Annotated in this window: 20 protein-coding genes and 1 pseudogene; 12 read left to right on the forward strand and 9 right to left on the reverse strand. The window is 72.6% G+C overall.

What is annotated here, in order from left to right; genetic code table 11:
• Window positions 1–84 precede the first annotated feature (84 nt).
• Genes Sru02f_RS00265 through Sru02f_RS00275 form a run of 3 tightly spaced genes read left to right on the forward strand, consistent with a single transcriptional unit; the run spans window position 85 to window position 3,592 of the window.
• A complete protein-coding gene (locus Sru02f_RS00265) occupies window positions 85–1,095 on the forward strand; it encodes an NTP transferase domain-containing protein (RefSeq protein WP_174854976.1) in 1,011 nt (336 codons plus the stop codon).
• On the forward strand, window positions 1,095–2,498 hold the full coding sequence (locus Sru02f_RS00270) for a molybdopterin molybdotransferase MoeA (protein WP_109029202.1): 1,404 nt from the start codon (window positions 1,095–1,097) through the stop codon (window positions 2,496–2,498). Before Sru02f_RS00265 ends, Sru02f_RS00270 begins: the two co-directional genes overlap by 1 nt.
• Window positions 2,495–3,592, forward strand: a complete 1,098-nt coding sequence (locus Sru02f_RS00275; protein WP_109029203.1) for a potassium channel family protein — start codon at window positions 2,495–2,497, stop codon at window positions 3,590–3,592. Before Sru02f_RS00270 ends, Sru02f_RS00275 begins: the two co-directional genes overlap by 4 nt.
• Window positions 3,593–3,637: 45 nt before the next feature.
• Here the strand turns inward: Sru02f_RS00275 and Sru02f_RS00280 are convergent, their stop codons facing one another.
• Together Sru02f_RS00280 and Sru02f_RS00285 are read right to left on the reverse strand one after the other, a co-directional pair.
• Window positions 3,638–4,486, reverse strand: a complete 849-nt coding sequence (locus Sru02f_RS00280; RefSeq protein WP_109029204.1) for an ABC transporter permease — start codon at window positions 4,484–4,486, stop codon at window positions 3,638–3,640.
• A complete protein-coding gene (locus Sru02f_RS00285; RefSeq protein ID WP_109029205.1) occupies window positions 4,483–5,511 on the reverse strand; it encodes an ATP-binding cassette domain-containing protein in 1,029 nt (342 codons plus the stop codon). The genes Sru02f_RS00280 and Sru02f_RS00285 overlap by 4 nt, the downstream gene beginning before the upstream one ends.
• A 142-nt stretch (window positions 5,512–5,653) precedes the next feature.
• Between Sru02f_RS00285 and Sru02f_RS00290 the strand changes: the two genes are divergently transcribed.
• A complete protein-coding gene (locus Sru02f_RS00290) occupies window positions 5,654–6,634 on the forward strand; it encodes an NAD(P)H-quinone oxidoreductase (RefSeq protein WP_109029206.1) in 981 nt (326 codons plus the stop codon).
• A 1,035-nt stretch (window positions 6,635–7,669) separates the two neighbouring features.
• Window positions 7,670–8,206 (forward strand): bacterial proteasome activator family protein, encoded by a 537-nt coding sequence (locus Sru02f_RS00295; protein WP_109029207.1) that lies wholly within the window; start codon window positions 7,670–7,672, stop codon window positions 8,204–8,206.
• A 127-nt stretch (window positions 8,207–8,333) separates the two neighbouring features.
• Here Sru02f_RS00295 and Sru02f_RS00300 read toward each other — a convergent pair whose 3' ends face one another.
• Entirely contained in the window at window positions 8,334–10,004 is a 1,671-nt protein-coding gene (locus Sru02f_RS00300) for a protein kinase domain-containing protein (RefSeq protein WP_109029208.1), read from the reverse strand.
• A 346-nt stretch (window positions 10,005–10,350) separates the two neighbouring features.
• On the opposite strand from Sru02f_RS00300, the gene Sru02f_RS00305 reads away from it, so the two are divergent.
• Window positions 10,351–11,976 carry a protein kinase domain-containing protein gene (locus tag Sru02f_RS00305; protein ID WP_167469275.1) on the forward strand — a complete coding sequence of 542 codons (1,626 nt, stop codon included), beginning with the start codon at window positions 10,351–10,353 and terminating at the stop codon, window positions 11,974–11,976.
• A gap of 83 nt (window positions 11,977–12,059) precedes the next feature.
• Here the strand turns inward: Sru02f_RS00305 and Sru02f_RS00310 are convergent, their stop codons facing one another.
• Window positions 12,060–12,467, reverse strand: a complete 408-nt coding sequence (locus Sru02f_RS00310) for a hypothetical protein (protein WP_109029210.1) — start codon at window positions 12,465–12,467, stop codon at window positions 12,060–12,062.
• An 82-nt stretch (window positions 12,468–12,549) separates the two neighbouring features.
• Window positions 12,550–13,206 carry a response regulator gene (locus Sru02f_RS00315; RefSeq protein WP_109029211.1) on the reverse strand — a complete coding sequence of 219 codons (657 nt, stop codon included), beginning with the start codon at window positions 13,204–13,206 and terminating at the stop codon, window positions 12,550–12,552.
• A gap of 323 nt (window positions 13,207–13,529) precedes the next feature.
• Between Sru02f_RS00315 and pdhA the strand changes: the two genes are divergently transcribed.
• The 3 genes and pseudogenes from pdhA (at window position 13,530) to Sru02f_RS00330 (ending at window position 17,192) form a co-directional block, all read left to right on the forward strand.
• The gene (pdhA, locus tag Sru02f_RS00320; protein WP_109029212.1) at window positions 13,530–14,783 is read left to right on the forward strand and encodes a pyruvate dehydrogenase (acetyl-transferring) E1 component subunit alpha; all 1,254 of its coding nucleotides are present in this window, start codon (window positions 13,530–13,532) and stop codon (window positions 14,781–14,783) included.
• Window position 14,784: 1 nt separating this feature from the next.
• Window positions 14,785–15,765, forward strand: coding sequence for an alpha-ketoacid dehydrogenase subunit beta (locus Sru02f_RS00325; protein WP_037798476.1), 981 nt, complete (start codon window positions 14,785–14,787; stop codon window positions 15,763–15,765).
• A 10-nt stretch (window positions 15,766–15,775) separates the two neighbouring features.
• A pseudogene (locus Sru02f_RS00330) lies at window positions 15,776–17,192 on the forward strand (dihydrolipoamide acetyltransferase family protein).
• 133 nt (window positions 17,193–17,325) lie between these two features.
• Here the strand turns inward: Sru02f_RS00330 and Sru02f_RS00335 are convergent.
• From Sru02f_RS00335 to Sru02f_RS00345, 3 genes are all read right to left on the reverse strand, one after another.
• Window positions 17,326–18,312 (reverse strand): DUF1648 domain-containing protein, encoded by a 987-nt coding sequence (locus Sru02f_RS00335; protein ID WP_109029213.1) that lies wholly within the window; start codon window positions 18,310–18,312, stop codon window positions 17,326–17,328.
• Window positions 18,309–18,656 (reverse strand): GntR family transcriptional regulator, encoded by a 348-nt coding sequence (locus Sru02f_RS00340; RefSeq protein WP_003975124.1) that lies wholly within the window; start codon window positions 18,654–18,656, stop codon window positions 18,309–18,311. The genes Sru02f_RS00335 and Sru02f_RS00340 overlap by 4 nt, the downstream gene beginning before the upstream one ends.
• Before the next feature lie 112 nt (window positions 18,657–18,768).
• Window positions 18,769–19,713, reverse strand: coding sequence for a D-alanyl-D-alanine carboxypeptidase family protein (locus Sru02f_RS00345; RefSeq protein WP_109029214.1), 945 nt, complete (start codon window positions 19,711–19,713; stop codon window positions 18,769–18,771).
• A gap of 221 nt (window positions 19,714–19,934) precedes the next feature.
• On the opposite strand from Sru02f_RS00345, the gene Sru02f_RS00350 reads away from it, so the two are divergent.
• Window positions 19,935–20,585 (forward strand): GntR family transcriptional regulator, encoded by a 651-nt coding sequence (locus Sru02f_RS00350; RefSeq protein ID WP_109029215.1) that lies wholly within the window; start codon window positions 19,935–19,937, stop codon window positions 20,583–20,585.
• Window positions 20,582–21,892: an MFS transporter gene (locus tag Sru02f_RS00355; RefSeq protein ID WP_109029216.1), complete on the forward strand. Its 1,311-nt coding sequence runs from the start codon at window positions 20,582–20,584 to the stop codon at window positions 21,890–21,892. The genes Sru02f_RS00350 and Sru02f_RS00355 overlap by 4 nt, the downstream gene beginning before the upstream one ends.
• Before the next feature lie 116 nt (window positions 21,893–22,008).
• Here Sru02f_RS00355 and Sru02f_RS00360 read toward each other — a convergent pair whose 3' ends face one another.
• A complete protein-coding gene (locus Sru02f_RS00360) occupies window positions 22,009–22,833 on the reverse strand; it encodes a maleylpyruvate isomerase family mycothiol-dependent enzyme (RefSeq protein WP_109029217.1) in 825 nt (274 codons plus the stop codon).
• Window positions 22,834–23,014: 181 nt separating this feature from the next.
• Here Sru02f_RS00360 and Sru02f_RS00365 point away from each other — a divergent pair, with 181 nt between their 5' ends.
• A complete protein-coding gene (locus Sru02f_RS00365) occupies window positions 23,015–23,806 on the forward strand; it encodes a carbon-nitrogen family hydrolase (RefSeq protein WP_109029218.1) in 792 nt (263 codons plus the stop codon).
• Window positions 23,807–23,851: the final 45 nt, after the last annotated feature.

The following is a 23,851-nucleotide window of genomic DNA, read 5'->3' on the forward strand; positions in this document are numbered from 1 at the left end:
AGGATGACGGTGTGTCCGCGCACACTCCGATCACGCGGGCTCCCCTGCGTTCCCTGTGATCGCGCAGGGCCCCATACTCGGGGGGTGACCGCGTACGAGCCCCCCGGCGACCCAGGCGCCGGCACCGACCCCGCGCCGGATCCCGGGCCGACAGGACCCGGCCGCGCCGGGTACGACGCCGTCGTGCTCGCCGGCGGGGGCGCCCGGCGGCTCGGGGGCGCGGACAAACCCGGTCTGCGGGTGGGCGGCCGCCCTCTCCTCGACCGGGTGCTCGCCGCCTGCGCCGGAGCGCGGAGGACCGTCGTCGTCGCCGATCCCCGGCCCACCGCGCGGCCCGTCACCTGGGCACGCGAGGACCCGCCGGGCGGCGGACCGCTCGCCGCCCTCGCCGCCGGACTGCGGCACACCACGGCGGAGTACGTCCTCGTGGTCTCCGCCGACCTGCCGTTCCTGGCCGGACCGACCGTGGGGCGGCTGCTGTCCGCCCTCGCCGCGGGCGACGCCGACGGGGTGCTGCTCACCGACGCCGCCGGCCGCGACCAGCCGCTCGTCGCCGCGTACCGCGCGTCGGCGCTGCGCCGGGAACTGGCCGCCCTCGCACGGGACCGCGCCGGCCGAGACGCACGGGCGGACGGGGCCCGACTGACCGGGCTGCCGCTGCGCCGCCTGACCGGCGCTCTGCGCCTCACCCGAGTCCCGGACGCCGTCGCCTCCTTCGACTGCGACACCTGGGACGACCTCGCCACCGCAAGGGCACGCATCAGGGAGCATGGTCACGTGTTGGATGAATGGATTTCCGCAGCCAAGGACGAGTTGGGCATCGACCTGGACGTCGACACCGGGATCCTGCTCGATCTCGCGCGCGACGCCGCCCACGGGGTGGCCCGGCCGGCCGCTCCGCTGACCACCTTCCTCGTCGGCTACGCGGCCGGGCGGGCCGGAGGAGGGCCCGAGGCCGTCGCCGAGACCGCCCGCAAGGCCGCGGCCCTCGCCCAGCGCTGGGCGGAGGAAGCCGCCGACACCGGGTCCGCCCCCTCGCGGGGCAAGCCCGACGTGGCGCCCGACGCCACCCCCGACACCCGCCCGGACGCCTGATGTCCTCCCCCGGCACGCGGGCCGGCGCGGACGCCGAGGACCTCGACGTCGAGGAGGCGCTCGCCCTCGTGAGGGAGACCCCCGGCCACGGCAGTCGCGACAACAACCACGGCAGCCACGGCAGCCCCGGACGACCCGACGGACACGGCGGCCACGGGACGCCCGCCCCGCACCACCCGGCGGACGCCCACCACCAGGCCACCCCCTGGCCCGAGGCCCGGGCGACCGCCGAGCGGGCCGCCCGCACCGCCGCCCGTGCCGCCCGCCGCACCCCCGTCGCCGTGCCCCTCGACGCGGCCCTCGGCCTCACCCTGGCCGCACCCCTGGCCGCCCTCACCGACCTGCCCTCCTTCGACACCTCCGCGATGGACGGCTGGGCGGTCGCCGGACCGGGCCCGTGGGCGGTGCGCGACGAGGGGGTGCTGGCCGGCCACGCGGCGCCCGCGCCCCTCATCGACGGCGAGGCCGTCCGCATCGCCACCGGCGCGCGGATCCCCCCGGACACCACCGCCGTCCTGCGCACCGAGCACGGCCGCTCCGACGAACGCGGACGCCTGCACCCCACCCGCGAGGTCGTCCACGGCCAGGACATCCGCCCCCGCGGCCAGGAGTGCCGCAGCGGCGACCAGCTGCTGCCCGTCGGCACCCTGGCGACCCCGGCGGTCCTGGGGCTGGCGGCGGCCGCCGGATACGACACGCTCACCGCGGTTCCCCGCCCCCGCGTCGACGTCCTCGTCCTCGGCGACGAGCTGCTCACCCAGGGGCTCCCGCACGACGGCCTCATCCGTGACGCGCTCGGCCCGATGCTGCCGCCGTGGCTGCGCGCCCTCGGTGCCGAGGTCCGCACCGTCCGCCGGATCGGCGACGACGCCAAGGCCCTGCACCGCGCCGTCACGACCTCCGAGGCCGACCTGGTCGTCACGACCGGCGGCACCGCCGCGGGCCCGGTCGACCACGTCCACCCGACCCTGCGCCGCATCGGCGCCGAACTCCTCGTGGACGGTGTCAAGGCCCGCCCCGGACACCCCATGCTGCTGGCCCGCCTCAAGGACGACCAGCACCTCGTCGGGCTGCCCGGCAACCCCCTCGCCGCCGTCTCCGGACTGCTCACCCTCGCCGAGCCGCTGCTGCGCACGCTCGCCGCCCGCCCGGCGCCAGAGCCGTACACGCTGCCGCTGCGGGACGCCGTGCACGGGCACCCGTACGACACCCGGCTCGTGCCGGTCGTGCTGCGCGGGGAGGGCGCCGTACCGCTGCACTACAACGGTCCGGCGATGCTGCGCGGCATCGCCGCCGCCGACGCCCTGGCCGTCGTCCCCCCGGGCGGCGCGCGGTCGGGTCAGGAGGCCGAGCTGCTCGACCTGCCCTGGGCCACCGGCGGAATCGGGGTGTGTTTCACGTGAAACTTCCGGGCCAGGACGCGATCGCCCGGCAGGCGGACGAACACCTGGTGACGCACAAGGTGAAACTCCCCAGGAAACTGGTGGAGCACCCGTTCCGCCAGGTCGCCAAGCGGCTGTCCGTGGCCCTGGTGGTCCTCGTGGTGACGGCCTTCGTCGTGTACGTCGACCGCGACGGCTACACCGACAACTCGGACGGTTCCGTCGACCTCCTCGACGCCTTCTACTACGCCACCGTCACCCTCTCCACCACCGGGTACGGCGACATCACACCGGTCAGCGACTCCGCCCGGCTGACCAACATCTTCGTCATCACGCCCCTGCGCGTGCTGTTCCTGATCATCCTGGTCGGCACCACGCTGGAAGCCCTCACCGAGCGCACTCGGGAGGAGTGGCGCCTGAACCGCTGGAGGTCCGCCTTGCGGGATCACACCGTCGTCGTCGGCTTCGGAACCAAGGGGCGGTCGGCGATCCAGACCGTCTGCGCGACCGGGCTGCGCAAGGACCAGGTGGTCGTGGTCGACCCGAGCGGCAAGGCCATCGAGGCCGCGACGGCCCACGGCTACGCGGGTGTGGTGGGGGACGCGACCCGCAGCGACGTACTCAACCGGGCCGAGGCGTTCCGGGCGAAGCAGATCATCATCGCCACGCAGCGCGACGACACGGCCGTGCTGGTCACGCTGACGGCCCGGCAGCTCAACCGCGGGGCGAAGATCGTGGTCGCGGTCCGCGAGGAGGAGAACGCACCGCTGCTGAAGCAGTCCGGCGCCGACGCCGTGATCACCAGCGCCAGTGCCGCGGGGCGGCTGCTCGGGCTCTCCGTGCTCAGCCCCGCCGCCGGCATGGTCATGGAGGACCTGATCAGTCAGGGCAGCGGACTCGACCTCGTCGAACGGCCGGTCATAAAGGCCGAGGTGGGCAAGAACCCCCGGGAGATGGACGACCTGGTGGTGAGCGTGCTGCGCGGGCACCGGGTCCTGGGCTACGACGACCCGGCCGTGGGCGGGCTGGAGCTGACGGACCGCCTGATCACGATCGTACGGGCGACGCCGGCCACCCATGTGGCGCCGGACGCCCGCCCGCTCCCCCGCGACTGAGCCGCTCCGCACGGCCCGGTCGCGGGGCACGCTCCCCGGAACGCACTACTTGCGGTTGTAGAGCCGCATCGTGACCGGTCCGAAGACCAGCAGGAACAGGGCCGCCCAGCCCAGCGTCCAGGCGATCTCGGCCCCGGGCCAGTCGCCCGCCATCAGGCCGCGCACCGCGGACGCCAGGTGGGTGATCGGGCTGTTGTTGACGAAGGCCTGCAACCAGCCCGGCATGGTCTTCGGGTCGACGAAGACGTTGGACAGGAAGGTGAGCGGGAAGATCACCATCATGCTGACGCTCATCACCGACTTCTCCGTGCGCAGCATCAGCCCGAACATCGTCCAGATCCACGAGAAGGCAAACGAGAAGAGCAGCAGCAGGGCGATCCCGGCGACCACGCCGACGAACCCGCCGTCGGGCCGGTAGCCGAGCAGCAGCCCGACGGAGAGCATCACGACGGACGCGATCGTGTAGCGCAGCGCGTCGCCGAGGAGATAGCCGACCATCGCCGAGGGCCGCCAGATCGGCAGCGAGCGGATGCGGTCGAAGACGCCCTTCTCGATGTCGATGTTCACCGAGACCCCGGTGTACATCGTGATCATCACGACCGACATCACGAGGATGCCCGGCAGCACGAACTGGATGTAGTCACTGGGCGAACCCGCCAGCGCACCGCCGAAGAGGTACGTGAACATCAGCAGGTTCATGATCGGGAAGGCGGTGACGTCGAAGAGCTGCTCCGGCACGTGCTTGATCTTGAGGATCGCGCGCCAGCCGAAGGTGAGGGACGTGGACAGCGCGCTGGGCCGCGGCGGCCGCTCCCTGGTCACCAGCAGGGCCGCCAGCGACTCGGTGCTGACCGGGGAGAGGTCCTTGTTCTCGGTGCTCGTGGCCGTGCTCATGCCGCCACCCCGTCCTTCTTGTCTGTGCCGGTACCGGTGCCGGTGCCGGTGCTCTGGCCGGTGTCGTGCCCGGTCAGCGCCAGGAAGACCTCGTCGAGGCTGGGCTGCCCGAGGGAGAAGCTGTCGACGGTGATGCCCGCCCGGGCCAGCTCACCGAGTGCCTTGGCGGCCTGGTCGGCGGCGGTGTCACTGGCCGCCACCCCGAGGCGCGCGGTCAGCGCCACCGGATCGGGCTCCGGCTGCACCTCGGCCACCAGCAGGTTCCGCAGCACGCGCTCGGCCTCGGGCCGCTCCTCCGCGTCCCGCAGCCGCAGATGCACGGAGCCCGCCCCGACGGACGCCTTCAGCTCGCCCTTGGTGCCCTCGGCGATCACCCGCCCCTTGTCGATGACGGCGATCCGGGACGCCAGCTGGTCCGCCTCGTCCAGGTACTGCGTGGTCAGCAGCACGGTCGTGCCCTGGGCGACGACCGCCCGCACGATGTCCCACACCTGGTTGCGGCTGCGCGGGTCGAGTCCGGTGGTGGGCTCGTCGAGGAAGAGCAGGTCGGGGGTGTTGAGGATGGAGGCGGCGATGTCGATGCGCCGCCGCATGCCGCCGGAGTAGTGCTTGACCTGCTTCGCCGCGGCGTCCGTCAGGCCGAAGGCCGCCAGCAGCTGGTCGCCCCGCTCCCGCGCGGCCGCCTTGCCGTGCCCGAGGAGCCGCCCCAGCAGGACGAGGTTCTCGGTGCCGGTGAGGTCCTCGTCCACGGACGCGTACTGCCCGGTGAGGCTCACCCGGCCGCGTACCTCGTCCGCCTCGTGCACCACGTCGTGCCCGAAGACGCGAGCGTGGCCGCCGTCCGGCCGCAGCAGGGTGGCGAGCATCTTCACCGTGGTGGTCTTTCCGGCGCCGTTCGGGCCGAGGACGCCGTAGACCGTGCCGGCGGGCACGGCGAGGTCGACCCCGTCCACGGCCCGGGTCTCGCCGAACGTCTTCACCAGCCCCGCGGTCTCGATGGCGAGTCCGGACGTGTGCGTGCTCATGCTGTGGGTCCTTCCGCGTTCTTGGTGTACGCGTTCTTGGGCTACGCATGGGAAGACCTTTACCGTCGCGCAAACTCATCGCCGACGCACGGGGATTTTCCGGCGGGGGAGGACGGAGGGCATCAGGAGTAGCGTCGCCCTCATGCATGCGATCACGATTCCCGAACCCGGAGGCCCCGAGGCGCTGGTGTGGGCCGAGGTCCCCGACCCGCAGCCCGGCGAGGGCGAGGTCCTGGTGGAGGTGGCGGCCAGCGCCGTCAACCGCGCCGACATCATGCAGCGCCAGGGCTTCTACGACCCCCCGCCCGGCGCCTCCGCGTACCCCGGCCTGGAGTGCTCCGGCCGCGTGGCCGAGGTCGGCCCCGGTGTGTCCGGCTGGGCCGTCGGCGACGAGGTGTGCGCGCTGCTCGCGGGCGGCGGCTACGCCGAGAAGGTCGTCGTCCCGGCCGGCCAGCTGCTGCCGGTGCCGCAGGGTCTCGACGTGAAGCGGGCGGCGGCGCTGCCCGAGGTGGTCTGCACCGTCTGGTCGAACGTCTTCATGGTCGCCCACCTGCGCCCCGGCGAGACGCTGCTCGTGCACGGCGGCTCCAGCGGCATCGGCACCATGGCGATCCAGCTCGCCAAGGCCGTCGGCGCGAAGGTCGCGGTGACGGCGGGCACCAAGGAGAAGCTGGAGCGCTGCGCCGAGCTGGGCGCGGACATCCTGATCAACTACCGGGAGCAGGACTTCGTCGCCGAGGTGAAGGACGCCACCGGCGGCGCGGGCGCCGACGTCATCCTGGACAACATGGGCGCGAAGTACCTGGACCGCAACGTCCAGGCCCTCGCCGTGAACGGCCGGCTCGCGATCATCGGCATGCAGGGCGGCCGGAAGGGCGAGCTGAACATCGGCACGCTGCTCGCCAAGCGCGCCGCCGTCAGCGCCACCTCGCTGCGGGCCCGCCCCCTGGAGGAGAAGGCGGCGATCGTGGCGGCCGTCAAGGAGCACGTCTGGCCGCTGTTCGCCGGGGGACACGTCCGCCCGGTCGTCGACCGAGAGATGCCGATGAGCGAGGCCGCCGAGGGCCACCGGGTGGTGGAGGAGAGCGGGCACATCGGCAAGGTGCTGCTGGTCACCTCGTAGGCGACGCACGGCCGGGTCGCGGCGCCGGGGCGGTCCCTACCCCCGGCGCAGGCGCAGTCCCACGAGGCCGAGCGCCAGGCCGAGCCCGATGAGCACCAGCCCGCTGCCCAGCGGCAGCACCCGCAGTACGGGCTCGGCGGCGGCCCGGGTGGGCGTGCCGCCCGGCGACGGGGACCGGGACGGGGTGGCCGGGGCACCTGCGCCGCCTCGGTCCGGCCGGGCGGCACGGCGGTGGCCGGGTCGTCCTCGGGGACGCCGTCGCCGCCGTCCCCGTACCGGTCGGCGTCCTCGCCCCCGCCGTCCCGCTCCGGCGCCCGCTCCTCGGCGCGACCGGGCCGCTGCCTTCCCTCACCCGGCTGGCTCCCGGCCCGGGACGGCTCGGAGCCGGCCTCGGTGCCGGACGCCGACGGCGAACGGGACGAGGACGGCGACGGGGAAGGTCGGGAGGGCTTGGGCGAACCGCGCCCCGCGCTGTCGGCCGGGCCGGAGTCCTCGGCGGGCCGGGAGGCGGATCCGCCGTCCGGGCGCTCCGTACGGTCGTGGCCGTCGGGGCGCCGGGGACGTTCGTGACCGCCCCGCCCGTCATGGGTGCCGGAGCCGTCCGGGACGGTGGCCGACCCCGGCGCGGAGCGCTCCGGTGACGGTGCCGCCGTGAACGCCGCCACCACCGCCGGGCGCCCGGCGCCGTGGGCCGGCCCCGCCCCGTACGGCGCCACCACCGCGCCGGCGCCCAGGGCTCCCACCAGCCCCGTCGCCCGCAGTGTGCGCAGCCATGGAGTCACGTCCGTGACCCCCTCCCGATGATGAGCAGTCCTGGAATGGGAAAGCGTCGCGTCGTGGAAGTCGACGCACCGGTATCGACGCACCGGTATCGACGCACCGCAGTCGACGCAGCGAGGTCGACGGAACGGAATCGACGGGACAAGCCTCACACCGGTCGCCGACACCGGCATTCCGGGCGCCGCCGAACGCGTCGGGGCGGTTTCCGCGGGGGCACCGCCCGCCCGGGGACCGGGGGTGCGAGACAATGGCGGCATGGAGATGCCGAGGAACGACAGGTCGCCGGAGAACCCCCAGATCCTGGTCGTCGGCCAGGACGGAATGGCGCTCAGCGGCGGGGACGACGACTCCCGCGAGATTCCGGTGACCGAGCAGGTGGAGCAGCCCGCCAAGGTCATGCGGATCGGCAGCATGATCAAGCAGCTGCTCGAAGAAGTGCGGGTCGCCCCCCTGGACGAGGCGAGCCGGGTCCGGCTCAAGGAGATCCACGCCAGCTCGGTGAAGGAGCTGGAGGACGGTCTGGCCCCGGAGCTGGTGGAGGAGCTGGAGCGGCTCTCCCTGCCCTTCACGGACGACGGCACGCCGACCGACGCCGAGCTGCGGATCGCGCAGGCCCAGCTGGTCGGCTGGCTGGAGGGCCTCTTTCACGGCATCCAGACCACGCTGTTCGCCCAGCAGATGGCCGCGCGGGCCCAGCTGGAGCAGATGCGCCGCGCGCTTCCGCCGGGCGCCGTCCCGGAGGGCGAGGAGCCCCCGCACCCGGGCGGCCGTTCCGGCGGGCCCTACCTGTAGGCGACGCCCCACTCAGGACGCCTGCTCACGACGACCCACTGCGGAACGACGACCACCGACACCGCGAAGGGCCCGGCAGCACACGCTGCCGGGCCCTTCGACGTCAGCCACCCGTCACCTCACGGGCTCATTCGGACGGCGGGTTGCCCGTCGAGACCTTGAGCTGGATCTCCGGCATGTTCTCCGGGTCGACGTCCGTGCCGGCGGTGGGGAACTGGTCCCGGACCGAGCCCTCGCCGTAGGTGTTCTCGTCGACCTCGACGACCTTCATCTGCCAGCCCGCGGCGTTGAAGCACTCCTTGACCGAGCCGATGTACTTGAACGTGAAGTCCGGCACCTTGATCTTGTCCGGGTCGTTGTACGACTCCTCCGGCTCGGTGCACTTGTCCTTCTCGATCGTCTTCTCCTTGTCGGGCCCGCGATAGCCCGCCGCCTTCGACGGCGACGCGGAGACCGACGCGGTGGAGGAGCCGCCGCCACCGGCTTCCGGGTCCTCGTCCCCGCCGCCGTTCATCAGCAGCGCGCCGATCAGCCCGCCGACGGCCACGACAGCGACCACGATCGAGCCGATGATCACCGGCTTGTTGCTCTTGCCGCCCGGCGAACCGGGGCCGGAGCCCTGGGCCGACGGCGTCAGGTTGTACGGCGGCGGCGTGGCCGAGCCCTGCTGCTGCGCGTACGGCGCCGGGGCGGGCGTCTGGTAGCCCGCCTGCTGCGGATAGCCGTACGCCGGTGAGTGTGCTGCCGGGGCCGGGGTGCCGTACGGGTTCGGGCCGGGGGACGGCGTCGGCTGGTACGGCGTCTGGACGGGGCCGGTGGGTGCCGGGGTGCCCTGGCCGACCGGCGGGAACACGGCGGAGCCGACGCCCGCGCCGCTCGACGTCTGGGCGCCGGGCACGATGCTCGGCGGGGCCGCCTGGAAGGAGGCCGCCACGCGCAGGCACTCGTCGCGCATCGCCTCGGCGCTGGGGAAGCGTTCGTTGGGGTTCTTCTTCAGCGCCCGGGCCACCAGCGCGTCCACCGCCGGGGGCAGGGCGCGGTTGACGGCGGACGGGGCCACCGGTTCCTCCTGCACGTGCGCGTACGCGATCGCCAGCGGCGAGTCGGCGTCGAACGGCAGGCGCCCGGTGACCAGTTGGAACAGCATGATGCCGACCGAGTACAGGTCGGAACGGGCGTCGACGCCGCGGCCGAGGGCCTGCTCCGGCGAGAGGTACTGCGGGGTGCCGACGACCATGCCGGTCTGCGTCATCGAGGTCACGCCGGACTGCATGGCGCGGGCGATGCCGAAGTCCATCACCTTGACCACGCCGCGCTTGGTCATCATCACGTTGCCCGGCTTGATGTCCCGGTGGACCAGGCCCATCTCGTGGCTGATCTCCAGCGCGGCCAGCACGTCCGCGGTGATCTTCAGCGCCTTGTCGGCGGGCATCGCGCCCTGCTGCCGCACGTCCTCGTCGAGCACCGAACCGAGCGGCCGACCCTCGACGTACTCCATGACGATGTACGGCGTCGTCATGCCGTCGAGGTCGTCCTCACCGGTGTCGAAGACCGAGACGATGTTGGTGTGCGTGAGCTTGGCCACGGCCTGGGCCTCGCGGCGGAAGCGCTCGCGGAAGGCCTGTTCGCGACCCAGCTCGGTGTGCAGTGTCTTGATCGCGACCTGGCGGTCGAGCACCGAGTCGTACGCCAGGTGCACCGAGGCCATGCCGCCCTCGCCGAGCAAGTCGCGCAGCTGGTAACGGCCGCCGGCGAGAGCCCGCCCCGCATACCGTCCCTGTCCGCCGTCCTGGCTCATGTCTCTGCGTCCCCCATAGGCGGCGGGCGCCGGTGGCAGCGGCACGCGCGCTCGTGATCGAAAGTGCTATTCCCGGCCAAGTCTGCCCCAGGGCACCGACACGTCAAGCGCGGTGCCCGTTCCGTGACCGTACGCGAAAGAAGCGTCGCGGAAGCGTTACAGCCGGGGTACTGCCGCTACACGGAATTTGCACGAGAGTACGGAACCAGGGTTTCATGACCGGTCCGTCTCATGTCCGGTCCCGGCGCCCATCTCGGACCGGAGGCCCCCGCGAAGGCTGTAGCGTGGCCGACGGAGACCGTAACAACACCGCGCGTACCGCGGGCAGAAACGACGGCGAGGACTGATGGCACAGCAGCAGCGCGCCCAGGGCCCGTCCGAACCCGAGGCATCTGGCGGCGGTATGTCTGACGCGCCGGAGAACTGGGGCAACGGCGGCCTGGTCGGCGACGGCCGGTACCGGCTGACCCGCAGGCTCGGGCGGGGCGGCATGGCCGAGGTGTTCGCCGCCGAGGACGTCCGCCTCGGGCGCACCGTGGCGGTCAAGCTGCTGCGCGCCGACCTCGCCGAGGACCCCGTCTCCAAGGCCCGCTTCACGCGCGAGGCACAGTCCGTGGCCGGCCTCAACCACCACGCCATCGTGGCCGTGTACGACTCGGGCGAGGACGTCGTCGGCGGCCAGTCCGTGCCGTACATCGTGATGGAGATCGTCGAGGGGCGCACCATCCGCGACCTCCTCCTCAACGCCGAGGCGCCCGGCCCCGAGCAGGCGCTGATCATCGTCTCCGGCGTCCTGGAGGCACTGGCCTACTCGCACCAGCACGGCATCGTGCACCGCGACATCAAGCCCGCCAACGTCATCATCACCAACAACGGCGCGGTCAAGGTGATGGACTTCGGCATCGCGCGCGCCCTGCACGGCGCCCAGTCGACGATGACGCAGACCGGCATGGTCATGGGCACCCCGCAGTACCTCTCCCCCGAGCAGGCGCTCGGCAAGGCCGTCGACCACCGTTCCGACCTGTACGCGACCGGCTGCCTGCTCTACGAACTCCTCGCGCTGCGGCCCCCGTTCACCGGGGAGACCCCGCTGTCGGTGGTCTACCAGCACGTGCAGGACATCCCCACGCCCCCGTCCGAGGTCTCCGACGCCACCCCGCCGGAGCTGGACGGCCTGGTGATGCGCTCGCTGGCCAAGGAGCCCGACGACCGCTTCCAGACCGCCGAGGAGATGCGCGGCCTGGTCCAGTACGGGCTGCAGATGCTGTACGAGCAGGGCGGCCACACCGGCACCTGGAACACCGGCCCGGTCGCCGCCCACGACGGTCGGCACACCCCGTCGGCCGGTCTCGCGGGTACGACGGTGATGCCGCACCCCGCCGACCACGGGGCGTCGGGCACCCAGCAGATCCCGCAGCCGATCCTGCCGGGCCGCTACGACGGGGACGACGGCGGCTTCGAGGGCGGTGGCAACAAGGGCAGCGGCCGCGGCAAGCTCTGGATACTGGCCGTCCTCGCGGTGATCGCCATCGCGGCGGGCGTCGCGCTCGCCCTGAACAACGGCGACGACGGCAAGGGCGGCACCGAGACGGACAAGAGCCCGTCGGCGACCACCTCCCAGAGCACCGGCGAGGAGTCGCCCAGCTCCTCGCCCAGCGACGAGGCGACGCAGGAGACCACCGACCCGGGCACCGAGCAGGGCTCGGGCGGGGGCGGCACCGGCGACGGGGACTGGGACAAGCCGTACACACCGACGTGGTCGCCTTCGCACACCGCGACGGACGACCCGACGGGGGAGCCGACCGGCGATCCGACGGGTGACCCGACCGGTGATCCGACGGGCGACCCGACCGACGGCGGTGAGCCGACCGGTGGTGGTGAACCGACCGGCGGCGGCGATCCCACGGGCGGTGGCGAGCCGACGGGCGGCGCGACCGGTGCCCCGGGTGGTTCCGAGGGCGGCGAGGGCTGACCCGTACCGCAAGCCCTACGCGCGCGTGCGGCCCGGAAACGGGCTCCACGCGCGCGTCGCGTTGCGGGGACGCCCCGGGGAGGTCACAGCGGCCCCGCCGACCCGTCCGTGAAGTGCACCGTGCCGAATTGCGGGTCGACGCGCAGGTAGGCGGGCTCGAAGGGCTCGCCGTCCACCCGGTCCGGCGTCGGACCGAACCGCTCCAGCTCGGCGGTGCTCGGCTCGTGGGCCTCGCACCGGCCCACGACCTGCACGGTCCACAGGCTCTCGCCGGGCCGCGCGGAGGTCAGGTTGTCCGCTCCGTACGCGACGACGCTCCCGGCGCACACCCGGTGGTATCCCCAGCTCCTGGGCATGCGCAGCAGGACCCGGCCGTCGGCCACGATGTGCCGCGCGTGGGCGAGGAAGGGCAGGGCGCGCAGGGTGGTGGCCGCCCGGCCGTAGGCGGTGCGGCCGAGCAGGCCGACGGCGAGCTGTTCGTCGGAGGGCATGGTCTCACTGTGCGGGAGCCCGGGGCCCCGGAACAGGGCCGCCCGCCCCGGCAGGAGAGGACGTAAGTCCCGAGTAAGCCCGTCAGCGGTTCTCGGCCTCCAGGCGGGCCACGAAGGCGGCCGCCTGGGAACGGCGCTGCATGCCGAGCTTGCCCAGCAGGCTCGACACGTAGTTCTTGATCGTCTTCTCCGCCAGGTGCAGCCGCTCGCCGATCGCGCGGTTGGTCAGTCCCTCGCCGATCAGCTCCAGGATGCGGCGCTCCTGCTCGGTGAGCCGGGCCAGCCGGTCGTCGGGCTTGGCCCCGCCGCCGCGCAGCCGCTCCAGCACGCGCGCCGTGGCCGCCGGATCGAGCAGCGACTTACCGGCCGCCACCTCCCGCACGGCGCCGAGCAGCTCGGCGCCGCGGATGTCCTTGAGGACGTAACCGGAGGCGCCCGCCATGATCGCGTCGAAGAGGGCCTCGTCGTCGGCGAAGGAGGTCAGCATCAGGCAGCGGACGGAGTCGTCCCGGGAGCGGATGTCGCGGCAGACCTCCACGCCGCTGCCGTCCGGCAGCCGCACGTCCAGCACCGCGACGTCCGGGCGGGTGGCCGTGACCCGGGCCTGCGCCTCGGCGGCCGTACCGGCCTCGCCCACCACCTCGATGTCGGCCTCGCCGGAGAGCAGATCGTGCACTCCGCGCCGGACCACCTCATGGTCGTCGAGGAGGAATACCCGGATTTTTCCGTCTTCGCGCACGCGGTCAGTGTCACACACCGACTCTTCCCGTGCCCGGGGTGGCCGGGATAACGTGCCGTTGTTCCGGCCCCCTGCAAGGCTGTGACCAGTAAAACTTCCGCTCTTCGCCGATTTACTTGGAAATCCGAGTAAAAACGCAGGTCAGGAGGGGTTTCACAGAAATGTGGAGCACTGGGTAACGTGCTGTTCGCAGGGCGCTCGCCGGGGCACCTGTCACGCCTGTTCCCGATCGGGCCGCACCCACCCTTGTGCGTCCGCCGGGCCGCAGGTGAGCCGCACTGGCTTCCGGCGAACCCGGGGGCCGGACCGACGGAGGAGCACACGTGACCGAGAGCACTGCCGCGCGCAAGCCGCGACGCAGCGCCGGAAGCAAGGCGGCCGGCACCACCGGCACCAAGGCGGCCGGGACCACCGGCAGCAAGGCCGGCACCGGCAAGCGCACGACTCGCACCACCAGCACCACCCGTACCGCTGCCGAGAAGGGCTCCGACACGGAGCTGGTGCAGCTGCTGACGCCCGAGGGCGAGCGCGTCGAGGACGCCGCTCACGCCGAGTACGCCTCGTACGTCGCCGACATCACCCCCGACGAGCTGCGCGGCCTGTACCGCGACATGGTGCTCACCCGGCGCTTCGACGCCGAGGCCACCGCCCTGCAGCGCCAGGGCGAGCTGGGCCTGTGGGCCTCTCTCCTCGGCCAGGAGGCGGCCCAGATCGGCTCCGGCCGGGCCACCCGTGAGGACGACTACGTCTTCCCGACCTACCGCGAGCACGGCGTCGCCTGGTGCCGCGGGGTGGACCCGACCAACCTGCTCGGCATGTTCCGCGGTGTGAACAACGGCGGCTGGGACCCCAACAGCAACAACTTCCACCTGTACACCATCGTCATCGGCTCGCAGGCGCTGCACGCCACGGGCTACGCGATGGGCGTGGCCAAGGACGGTGCCGACTCGGGCGTGATCGCCTACTTCGGCGACGGCGCCTCCAGCCAGGGCGACGTCAGCGAGGCGTTCAACTTCGCCGCCGTCTACAACGCCCCCGTGGTGTTCTTCTGCCAGAACAACCAGTGGGCGATCTCCGAGTCCAACGAGAAGCAGACCCGGGTGCCGCTCTACCAGCGCGCCCAGGGCTTCGGCTTCCCCGGCGTCCGCGTCGACGGCAACGACGTGCTGGCCTCCCTCGCGGTCACCCGCTGGGCCCTGGACCGCGCCCGGCGCGGCGAGGGACCGGCCCTGATCGAGGCGTACACGTACCGCATGGGCGCGCACACCACCTCGGACGACCCCTCCCGCTACCGGCACGACGACGAGCGCGCCGCCTGGGAGGCGAAGGACCCGATCCTGCGCCTTCGCCGCTTCCTGGAGTTCGCAAACCACGCGGACGAGGGATTCTTCGCGGAACTGGAGGCCGAGAGCGAGACGTTGGGCAAACGAGTGCGCGAAGTGGTCCGTGCCATGCCGGACCCGGACCGGTTCGCCATCTTCGAGAACGTGTACGCGGACGGGCACGCGCTCGTGGACGAGGAGCGGGCGCAGTTCGCCGCGTACCAGGCATCGTTCGCAGACGCAGAGGGGGTCTGACATGGCAGCGGAAAAGATGGCGCTGGCGAAGGCGATCAACGAATCGCTGCGCCGCGCGCTGGAGTCGGACCCCAAGGTCCTGATCATGGGCGAGGACGTCGGCAAGCTCGGCGGTGTCTTCCGGGTCACCGACGGCCTGCAGAAGGACTTCGGCGAGGACCGGGTCATCGACACCCCGCTGGCCGAGTCCGGCATCGTCGGCACCGCCATCGGCCTGGCCCTGCGCGGGTACCGCCCGGTGGTGGAGATCCAGTTCGACGGCTTCGTCTTCCCGGCCTACGACCAGATCGTCACCCAGCTCGCGAAGATGCACGCCCGCTCGCTGGGCAAGGTCAAGATGCCGGTCGTCATCCGCATCCCCTACGGCGGCGGCATCGGCGCGGTCGAGCACCACTCCGAGTCCCCCGAGGCCCTGTTCGCGCACGTGGCGGGCCTGAAGGTGGTCAGCCCGTCCAACGCGGCGGACGCGTACTGGATGATGCAGCAGGCCATCCAGAGCGACGACCCGGTGATCTACTTCGAGCCCAAGCGCCGGTACTGGGACAAGGCCGAGGTCGACAAGGAGGCCATCCCCGGCCCGCTGCACACCGCGCGGGTGGTGCGCGAGGGCACCGACCTCACGCTGGCCGCCTACGGTCCGATGGTGAAGCTCTGCCAGGAGGTCGCCGACGCGGCCGCCGAGGAGGGCCGCTCCCTGGAGGTCGTCGACCTGCGCTCGATCTCGCCGGTCGACTTCGACACCGTTCAGGCGTCGGTGGAGAAGACCCGCCGCCTGGTCGTGGTCCACGAGGCGCCGGTGTTCCTGGGCTCGGGCGCGGAGATCGCGGCCCGGATCACCGAGCGCTGCTTCTACCACCTGGAGGCCCCGGTTCTCAGGGTCGGCGGCTACCACGCGCCGTACCCGCCGGCCCGCCTGGAGGAGGAGTACCTGCCCGACCTGGACCGGGTGCTCGATGCCGTCGACCGCTCGCTGGCGTACTGAGGAGGGGAGCGTGACGACGATGACGGACAGCTCCGTGCGTGAGTTCAAGATGCCCGACGTGGGCGAGGGGCTCACCGAGGCCGAGATCCTCAAGTGGTACGTCCAGCCCGGTGACACGGTCACCGACGGCCAGGTGGTGTGCGAGGTCGAGACGGCCAAGGCCGCCGTCGAACTGCCCATCCCCTACGACGGTGTGGTCCGCGAGCTGCACTTCCCCGAGGGCACCACGGTCGACGTCGGTACGTCGATCATCGCGGTGGCCGTCGGCGACGGCGCGGCGGCGGCCGCGGAGCCGGTGCAGGAGGCCGTGGCGGAGGAGCCCAAGCCGGAGGGCCGCCAGCCGGTCCTGGTCGGGTACGGGGTCTCCACCTCCTCGACCAAGCGCCGCCCCCGCAAGGGCGCGGAGGCCCCGGCCGCCGCGCAGGCGCCGTCGGCGGCGATCCAGGCCGAGCTGAACGGCCACGGCCCGGCAGCGCCTGCGGCACCCGCGGCACCGGCCGCCCCGGTCGCTCGGCGACCGCCCGCTGGCCAAGCCCCCGGTGCGCAAGCTCGCCAAGGACCTCGGCGTCGACCTGGCGACCGTGGTCCCGTCCGGCCCGGACGGCATCATCACCCGCGAGGACGTGCACGCGGCGGTGTCGGCGCCCGAGCCGGCCCAGGCGGCCCCGCGTTCCGAGCCGGCCGCGCCCGCCCCGTCCCCGTCGGCCCCGGCGTCGTACGACACGACGCGCGAGACCCGTGTCCCGGTCAAGGGCGTGCGCAAGGCGACGGCGGCGGCGATGGTCGGTTCGGCGTTCACGGCGCCGCACGTCACCGAGTTCGTGACGGTCGACGTGACGCGCACGATGAAGCTGGTCGAGGAGCTGAAGCAGGACAAGGAGTACACGGGCCTGCGGGTGAACCCGCTGCTCCTGATCGCCAAGGCCCTGCTGGTCGCGATCAAGCGCAACCCGGACATCAACGCGTCCTGGGACGAGGCCGCCCAGGAGATCGTGGTCAAGCACTACGTCAACCTGGGCATCGCCGCCGCCACCCCGCGCGGCCTGATCGTCCCGAACATCAAGGACGCCCAGGCCCAGACCCTGCCGCAGCTGGCGGGTTCGCTGGGCGAGCTGGTGTCGACGGCCAGGGAGGGCAAGACCTCCCCGGCCGCCATGCAGGGCGGCACGGTGACCATCACCAACGTCGGCGTCTTCGGCGTCGACACCGGCACGCCGATCCTCAATCCGGGCGAGTCCGCGATCCTGGCGGTCGGCGCGATCAAGCTCCAGCCGTGGGTCCACAAGGGCAAGGTGAAGCCCCGCCAGGTCACCACCCTGGCCCTGAGCTTCGACCACCGCCTGGTCGACGGCGAGCTGGGTTCCAAGGTCCTCGCCGACGTGGCAGCGGTCCTGGAGCAGCCGAAGCGGTTGATCAGCTGGGCATGAGAGCCGCGAACCGACTGGGTTCATGACGGAAGGGGCGCCGCAAGCTGGAGTTGCGGCGCCCCTTCTGCCTGCGGGAACGCCGAGACCGTAACCTCCAGTTACGGTCTCGGGCATCCCTCGGTGCCGGTCGGGATCAGCCCCGGGGCCGGTTCGTGCGGACGGTGTTGAGGAGGGCTGCGCCGCGTTCGGCGTCGTCGATGCTGATGGCGAAGTCGCTTCGGCGGCCCCGGGGGCGGATGACCAGGCACTCGCCGGCGCGCAGCATGACCGTGGTGCCGAGGCCGCTCAGGCGGTAGCCCCAGCCGCCGACCTCGGCGGGGCGGCGGACCTCCATCCGGGCCGTGTCGATGTCGCCGGGTGCCCAGCGGCGTCCGGGCCAGCCGAGCGGGCCGAAGGAGACCTCCAGACCGCGTTCCGAGACGCGGGCCTGGACCGAGGAGAAGACCGCGCAGGCCAGGGACCCGGCGGCGCAGCCGGCGAACAGCGCCCACAGGGTGCCCGGGGCGGCCACGCCACCGGCCAGCGCGACGAGTGCGCCCACGGCCACCAGGCCGATCGCGGCCGCGATCAGCTGGAGCCAGGGGTTGGCGGTGCGGGAGAACCAGACCAGCCGGCGGCCCTTCGGAATGTCCAGCGCGGGGGTGCCCCCGTCGGGCGTCGTGGCGTCGTAGGTGCCGCGCCGCCGGGCGACGAGCAGCCATGCGGCCACGCCCGCGAGCAGGGCCGCGGCCAGGATCGCGACGACCCAGGCGGTGGGCTGACGGGCCTCGTGCCAGTCCGCGCGGTCCAGGTTGGCCCGGATGACCGCGGCCTGCGCGCCGGTGAGGACGACGCCCATGGGGAGCAGGGTCACGGTGGTCCAGGGGCGGGCCGGCGGGCCCGCCCGCATCAGCGGCACGGTGACCGCGGCCGCCGTCACCAGCCAGATCAGCGCGGGGACGAGGGACGCCGCCCACAGGGGCATCGAGCCGTTGGGCGTGTCGCCGTCCAGGCCCCAGTGGGTCGCCAGCCGGTCCGGCAGCCGGTCCCGCGCCAGCAGCGGCATCGCGGCGAGCACCGCCGTGACCCCGGCCGTCCAGACCGCCGCCGTCGTACGCCGCGCCGCTGTCGTGTCCCTCATGGCATCCCCCTGATCATGTCGATGAGATCGGTCCTGCTGTAGCCCAGCCGAGCCGCCTCGGCGAGCAGTTCCCGTACCCGGATCTGCAGTTCGGAGTGGGGCCGGGCGCCCTCGGCCACCGTCACCCCCCGGCCCCGGCGGAATTCCAGCAGGCCCTCGTCCCGCAGGCCGCGCAGTGCGCGCAGCACGGTGTTGACGTTGACGTCCAGGGCCTCGGAGAGGTCGCGGGCCGAGGGGAGGCGGTCCCCGGGGGCGCACTCCCCCTCGGCGATGGCGCGCCGGAGGGCGCCGGCCACCTGTTCGTGCAGGGGGCGGGTGTCGGTCTTGTCCAGACTCAGCAGCATGGTGCTAATGAAACTATCACCATGTGCTTCATCGGTACAGGGAGGCCGGCGCAGCGAGAAGGGCCCGTCGCGTCGGCGACGGGCCCTTCGTGGTGGTGCGGCGGGGTGCGGGTTACTTCGTGAACGCGTAGTTCATGAGCTTCGTGGCGTCCTTGGCGCGCTGCGCCGACGACGAGGACGCCAGGACCGTGCCGATCACCGTCTTCCCCTTCCTGGTCGCGGCGAAGACCAGGCAGTACTTGGCCTCCGGCCCCGACCCGGTCTTCACGCCGATCGCTCCGCTGTAACTGCCCAGCAGCGTGTTGGTGTTGGTCCAGGGCGCCATCGTGCGGGTGCCGCCCTTCTTCGTCCTCGTCTTCGCCGTGTACTTCTTGGTCTTGACGATGGTGCGGAAGGTGGAGTTCTTCATCGCGCTGCTCGCGATCTTCGTGAGGTCGCGCGGCGTGGAGTAGTTCTTGCCGTTGCCGATGCCGTCGAACGAGTCGAAGTGCGTGTTCTTCAGGCCGAGGCTCTTGGCGGTCGCGTTCATCTTGCCGATGAACGACTTCACCCGCGCCGCCCGCGTCTTGCCCGAGCCGAACTTGTCGGCCAGCGCGTAAGCGGCGTCGCAGCCGGAGGGCAGCATCAGCCCGTACAGCAGCTGGCGGACCGTCACCTGGTCGCCGACGATCAGGCGGGCGGACGAGGCGTTCTTCGACACGATGTAGTCGCTGTACGCCATCTGGATCGTGACCTTCGCGTCCAGGTTCAGCTTCGGCTGGGAGAGGACGACCTTGGCGGTCATGATCTTGGTGGTGGAGCCGGTGGAGCGCCTGGTGTCGGCGGCCTTGGTGTAGAGCGACCTGCCGGTCGCGTTGTTCATCACGAAGCCGCCCTTGGCGGCGATCGAGGGTACGGCGGCGGCCTGTACCGGCGCCGCGAGCGCGCGGTCGGGTGCGGCGGCCTGCGCGGGAGCGGCGGCGAGGACGCCGGTGGCGAGGACGGCGGTGCCGGTCAGGACGGCGGCGAGGGCCCTGCGCGGACGGACGGATGCGGTGGCGCCCGGATTGGCATTCATTGAGTCGATTACCCCGATTGTGGTGAATTCCCCTGATGTGCGGCCGAGTTGTGGTCGATGGAGCGGTGGCCGCGACAGTCCGACACCCGAGGGGGGTGAATGGTTGCGCGGCGGGGCCTGGGGGAGTCCCCCGGTTCCCTCCGAGGGGTGAGCGGGGCGAGTCGGCGTCCGGATGCTGGACCGGATCCCTCTTGTGTCCCTGTTGTATCTATCCTGTCGGCATGACCACGGCAGTGAAGCAACCCCCCGCGGCGGACCGCGTCTACACCCACGTCAAGCAGGGCGTCCTGGAGCGCCGGTACGAGGGCGGGACGCTGCTCACCGAGGGTGAGCTGGCCGAGGCCGTGGGCGTCTCCCGCACTCCGGTGCGCGAGGCGCTGCTGCGGTTGGAGGTCGAGGGGCTGATCCGGCTCTACCCCAAGAAGGGCGCCCTGGTCCTGCCCGTCTCCGCGCAGGAGATCGCCGACGTGGTGGAGACCCGGCTGCTGGTCGAGGAGCACGCGGCCAGGAAGGCCGTACCCGCCCCGCCGGGGCTCGTGGAACGGCTGGAGGAACTGCTCGCCCGGCAGCAGGAGCAGGCCGCCGCCGGTGACTTCGCCGCCGCCTCCGTCACCGACCGGTGCTTCCACGCCGAGATCGTCCGCAGCGGCGGCAACGAGATCCTCTCCCGCCTCTACGACCAGCTCCGCGACCGCCAGTTGCGCATGGGCGTCGCCGTGATGCACTCCCACCCCGACCGGATCGCCCACACCCTCGCCGAGCACGAGGAGATCCTCGACGCGCTGCGTGCCGGGGACGTGGAGGCGGCCGTCGCCGTGGTGGGCCGGCACGTGGGCTGGTTCTCGAACCTGGCGCGGGGGGAGGTCCGATGAGTACGGCCACCTCGGCCGGCCGTGCCCTGCCCGGTGATCCGGCCGGGGGCCGGCGCGCGATCGCCGTATGGGGCATCGGCGTCTCCGTCTACTTCGTCGCCGTCATCTTCCGCACGTCCCTCGGGGTCGCCGGTCTCGACGCCGCCGACCGCTTCCACGTCAACGCCTCCGCGCTGTCCACCTTCTCCATCCTCCAGCTGCTGGTCTACGCCGGCATGCAGATACCCGTCGGCCTGCTGGTCGACCGGCTCGGCACCAAGAAGGTGCTGGGCCTCGGCGTCGTGCTCTTCACGGCGGGTCAGCTGGGCTTCGCCTTCTCCCCGTCGTACGGCATGGCGCTGGCCTCGCGGGCGCTGCTGGGCTGCGGGGACGCGATGACGTTCATCAGCGTGCTGCGGCTGGGCACCCGGTGGTTCCCGGCCCGGCGCGGGCCGATGGTGGCCCAGCTCGCCGGTCTCGTCGGCATGGCGGGCAACCTGGTCTCCACGCTCGTCCTCGCCCGGCTGCTGCACGGCATCGGCTGGACCGCGGCGTTCGCGGGCAGCGCGCTGGCGGGTGTCGTCGTCTTCGTCCTGCTGCTGCTCTTCCTCAAGGACCACCCCGAGGGCCACGAGCCGGAGCCGCTGCCGCACCAGGGGGCCGCGTACGTACGGCGGCAGATCGCGATGTCCTGGCGGGAGCCGGGGACGCGGCTCGGGCTGTGGGTGCACTTCACCACCCAGTTCCCGGCGATGGTGTTCCTGCTGCTGTGGGGGATGCCGTTCCTGGTCGAGGCGCAGGGGCTGACCCGGGCCACGGCCGGCACGCTGCTCACCCTCGTCGTGCTGTCCAACATGGCCGTCGGCCTGGTCTACGGCCAGGTCATCGCCCGGCACCACGCGGCGCGGCTGCCGCTGGCGCTCGGCACGGTGGGGGCGACGGCGCTGCTCTGGGCGGCGACGCTGGCCTACCCGGCCGAGCACGCGCCGATGTGGCTGCTGGTGGTGCTGTGCACGGTGCTGGGGGCGTGCGGCCCTGCCTCGATGATCGGCTTCGACTTCGCGCGGCCGGCGAATCCGGCGGAGCGGCAGGGGACGGCGTCCGGGATCACCAACATGGGGGGCTTCGTGGCGTCGATGACCACGTTGTTCGCGGTGGGGGTGCTGCTGGACGCGACGGGGGACGACTACGGGGTGGCGTTCTCGTCGGTGTTCGTGTTGCAGGCGCTCGGTGTCACGCAGATCCTGCGGTTGCGCAAGCGGGCCGCGCTGCGGGAGCGGGAGCGGTTGGTCGCGAGCCGGGTGGAGAAGGTGCACGTGCCGGTGTAGGCACCCGGCGTGGGTGCGGGCCGGGCTGGGGGCTGCCGCCCCCCGACCCCCGCTTCGGCCTGAACGGCCTCGTCCTCAAACTCCCCCAGAGGGGGCACCCCCAACGGGCTAGAAACTCACGGCGTCACGGTGAAGTGGCGCAGGATCGCCGCCGCCAGGTCCGGGTCGCCCTCCGTCTTGATGCGGTCCGCCGCCGCCTCCGGGGTCACCCGGCCGCAGGCCAGGCGGAAGTACGTCTCCCAGTCGAGGGTGAGGGTGGCGGCGGGGCCGAGGGCCGGGGACGATTCGAGGGTGCCGCGGCCCTGGATGTCGACGCGGATGGTACGCAGGAACTCGACCGGGCCGTGCACGTCGAAGACGACGGCCGAGCTGCGCGGCGCGTCCGCCCGCTCGGCGACGACGGCGGGCAGTTCGCCGAGCAGCACGTCGCGGGCGACGTGGGCGCCGGGGGAGTCGAGGTTGCCGGGGCGGCCGAGGGCCGTGCGCAGGTCCTGCTCGTGCGCCCACACGTCGAAGGCGTGCCGGCGCATCGCCTCCTCCAGGGTCAGCTCGGTGCCGAGCGGGCCGCGCACCTTCGTGCCGGGGTCCCGCGACTCGTTCCGCAGCTGGCGGTTGCGCCGGATGATCATGTACTCCAGCTCGGACGTCATCTCCGGCGCCGTGTGGTGGCGGCGGACGTCGACCTGCATCTCCATGTAGCGCTGGTGGTCGTTGGTGACGTGGTAGAGGTCGCGCGGGAGGGTGTGGATGGGGCGGGGGTCGCCGAGCATCTCGGAGTCCAGACCCAGGACGTGCGAGACGATGTCGCGCACCGACCAGCCCGGGCAGGGGGTCCGGCGGTTCCACTCTGCCTCCACAAGCGGCTGGACCAGCTCGGATATCGCCTCGATGGAGTGAGTCCAGGCGTCGGCGTAGGGCTGGAGGGCGGGATGCAGACTCACGGAACGGGACCCCTCGGCGGTCGGTACACGGGCGGTTGGTGGCGGCGGTGCCAGTGGCGGTGGCGGCAGTCGGCGGGTGTCTTGGAACGCTAAGTTACGCTGCTGTGCGGCACCCCGGCAGTGCTTTCGTGTGACGATCGTAGGCCCGTGTGGACGGCTCGAATGCCAGGACGGTGGTAGTGTGCGCGCCTCTTTGATTCAAATCGCCGTGAACGAGGACGAAACGGTCGAAGCGCGTCGCGCGCGGGCGGCGGCTCTGGTAAGGGAGCAGGCGGGCGCCGACCTCGTCGTGCTGCCGGAGCTGTGGACCACGGGCGCGTTCGCCTTCGAGGAGTTCGACGCGGCGGCCGAGCCGCTGCGGGGCCCGACGTACGAGGCGATGGCGAAGGCGGCGAGCGACGCCGGCGTGTGGCTGCACGCCGGGTCGGTGCCCGAACGCGGCCCGGACGGGCGGCTCTACAACACCTCTCTCGTCCTCTCCCCCGCCGGTGATCTCACCGCCTCCTACCGCAAGATCCACCGCTTCGGCTTCGACAAGGGCGAGGCCGTGCTGATGGGCGCGGGGCGCGAGCCGGTGACGGTCCGGCTGCCGGACACCACCCTCGGCGTGGCGACCTGCTACGACCTGCGCTTCCCGGAGCTCTTCCGCTCCCTCGTCGACGCCGGTGCCGAGATCCTGGTCGTCCCGGCGGGCTGGCCCGAACGCCGCCGGGCCCACTGGACGCTCCTGGCCCAGGCGCGGGCCGTGGAGAACCAGGCCTTCGTGCTCGCCTGCGGAACGGCCGGGACGCACGCCGGGGTTCCGCAGGCCGGTCACTCGATCGTGGTGGATCCCTGGGGCGAGGTGCTCGCGGAGGCCGGTGCGGACGAGGAGGTCCTCGCGGTGGAGTTCGACCCGGAGCGGGTGGCGCGGACCCGGGAGCAGTTCCCGGCCCTGAAGGACCGGGTGCTGGGGCTGGAGCCGCCGCGCTGAGCGCACTGTGTGAGGAGCCGTGACCCAGCGTGTTTGGCGCTCGGT

This window comes from Streptomyces rubrogriseus, from assembly GCF_027947575.1.
GTDB lineage: Bacteria > Actinomycetota > Actinomycetes > Streptomycetales > Streptomycetaceae > Streptomyces > Streptomyces rubrogriseus.

Coding starts and splice junctions, on each gene's coding strand:
- Sru02f_RS00355 (WP_109029216.1), top strand. CDS start 20,582: ATGAGTACGGCCACCTCGGCCGGCCGTGCCCTGCCCGGTGATCCGGCC.
- Sru02f_RS00345 (WP_109029214.1), bottom strand. CDS start 19,713: ATGAATGCCAATCCGGGCGCCACCGCATCCGTCCGTCCGCGCAGGGCC.
- Sru02f_RS00340 (WP_003975124.1), bottom strand. CDS start 18,656: ATGCTGCTGAGTCTGGACAAGACCGACACCCGCCCCCTGCACGAACAG.
- Sru02f_RS00285 (WP_109029205.1), bottom strand. CDS start 5,511: ATGAGCACGCACACGTCCGGACTCGCCATCGAGACCGCGGGGCTGGTG.
- Sru02f_RS00280 (WP_109029204.1), bottom strand. CDS start 4,486: ATGAGCACGGCCACGAGCACCGAGAACAAGGACCTCTCCCCGGTCAGC.
- Sru02f_RS00350 (WP_109029215.1), top strand. CDS start 19,935: ATGACCACGGCAGTGAAGCAACCCCCCGCGGCGGACCGCGTCTACACC.
- Sru02f_RS00290 (WP_109029206.1), top strand. CDS start 5,654: ATGCATGCGATCACGATTCCCGAACCCGGAGGCCCCGAGGCGCTGGTG.
- Sru02f_RS00325 (WP_037798476.1), top strand. CDS start 14,785: ATGGCAGCGGAAAAGATGGCGCTGGCGAAGGCGATCAACGAATCGCTG.
- Sru02f_RS00305 (WP_167469275.1), top strand. CDS start 10,351: ATGGCACAGCAGCAGCGCGCCCAGGGCCCGTCCGAACCCGAGGCATCT.
- Sru02f_RS00270 (WP_109029202.1), top strand. CDS start 1,095: ATGTCCTCCCCCGGCACGCGGGCCGGCGCGGACGCCGAGGACCTCGAC.
- Sru02f_RS00295 (WP_109029207.1), top strand. CDS start 7,670: ATGGAGATGCCGAGGAACGACAGGTCGCCGGAGAACCCCCAGATCCTG.
- Sru02f_RS00300 (WP_109029208.1), bottom strand. CDS start 10,004: ATGAGCCAGGACGGCGGACAGGGACGGTATGCGGGGCGGGCTCTCGCC.
- Sru02f_RS00310 (WP_109029210.1), bottom strand. CDS start 12,467: ATGCCCTCCGACGAACAGCTCGCCGTCGGCCTGCTCGGCCGCACCGCC.
- Sru02f_RS00335 (WP_109029213.1), bottom strand. CDS start 18,312: ATGAGGGACACGACAGCGGCGCGGCGTACGACGGCGGCGGTCTGGACG.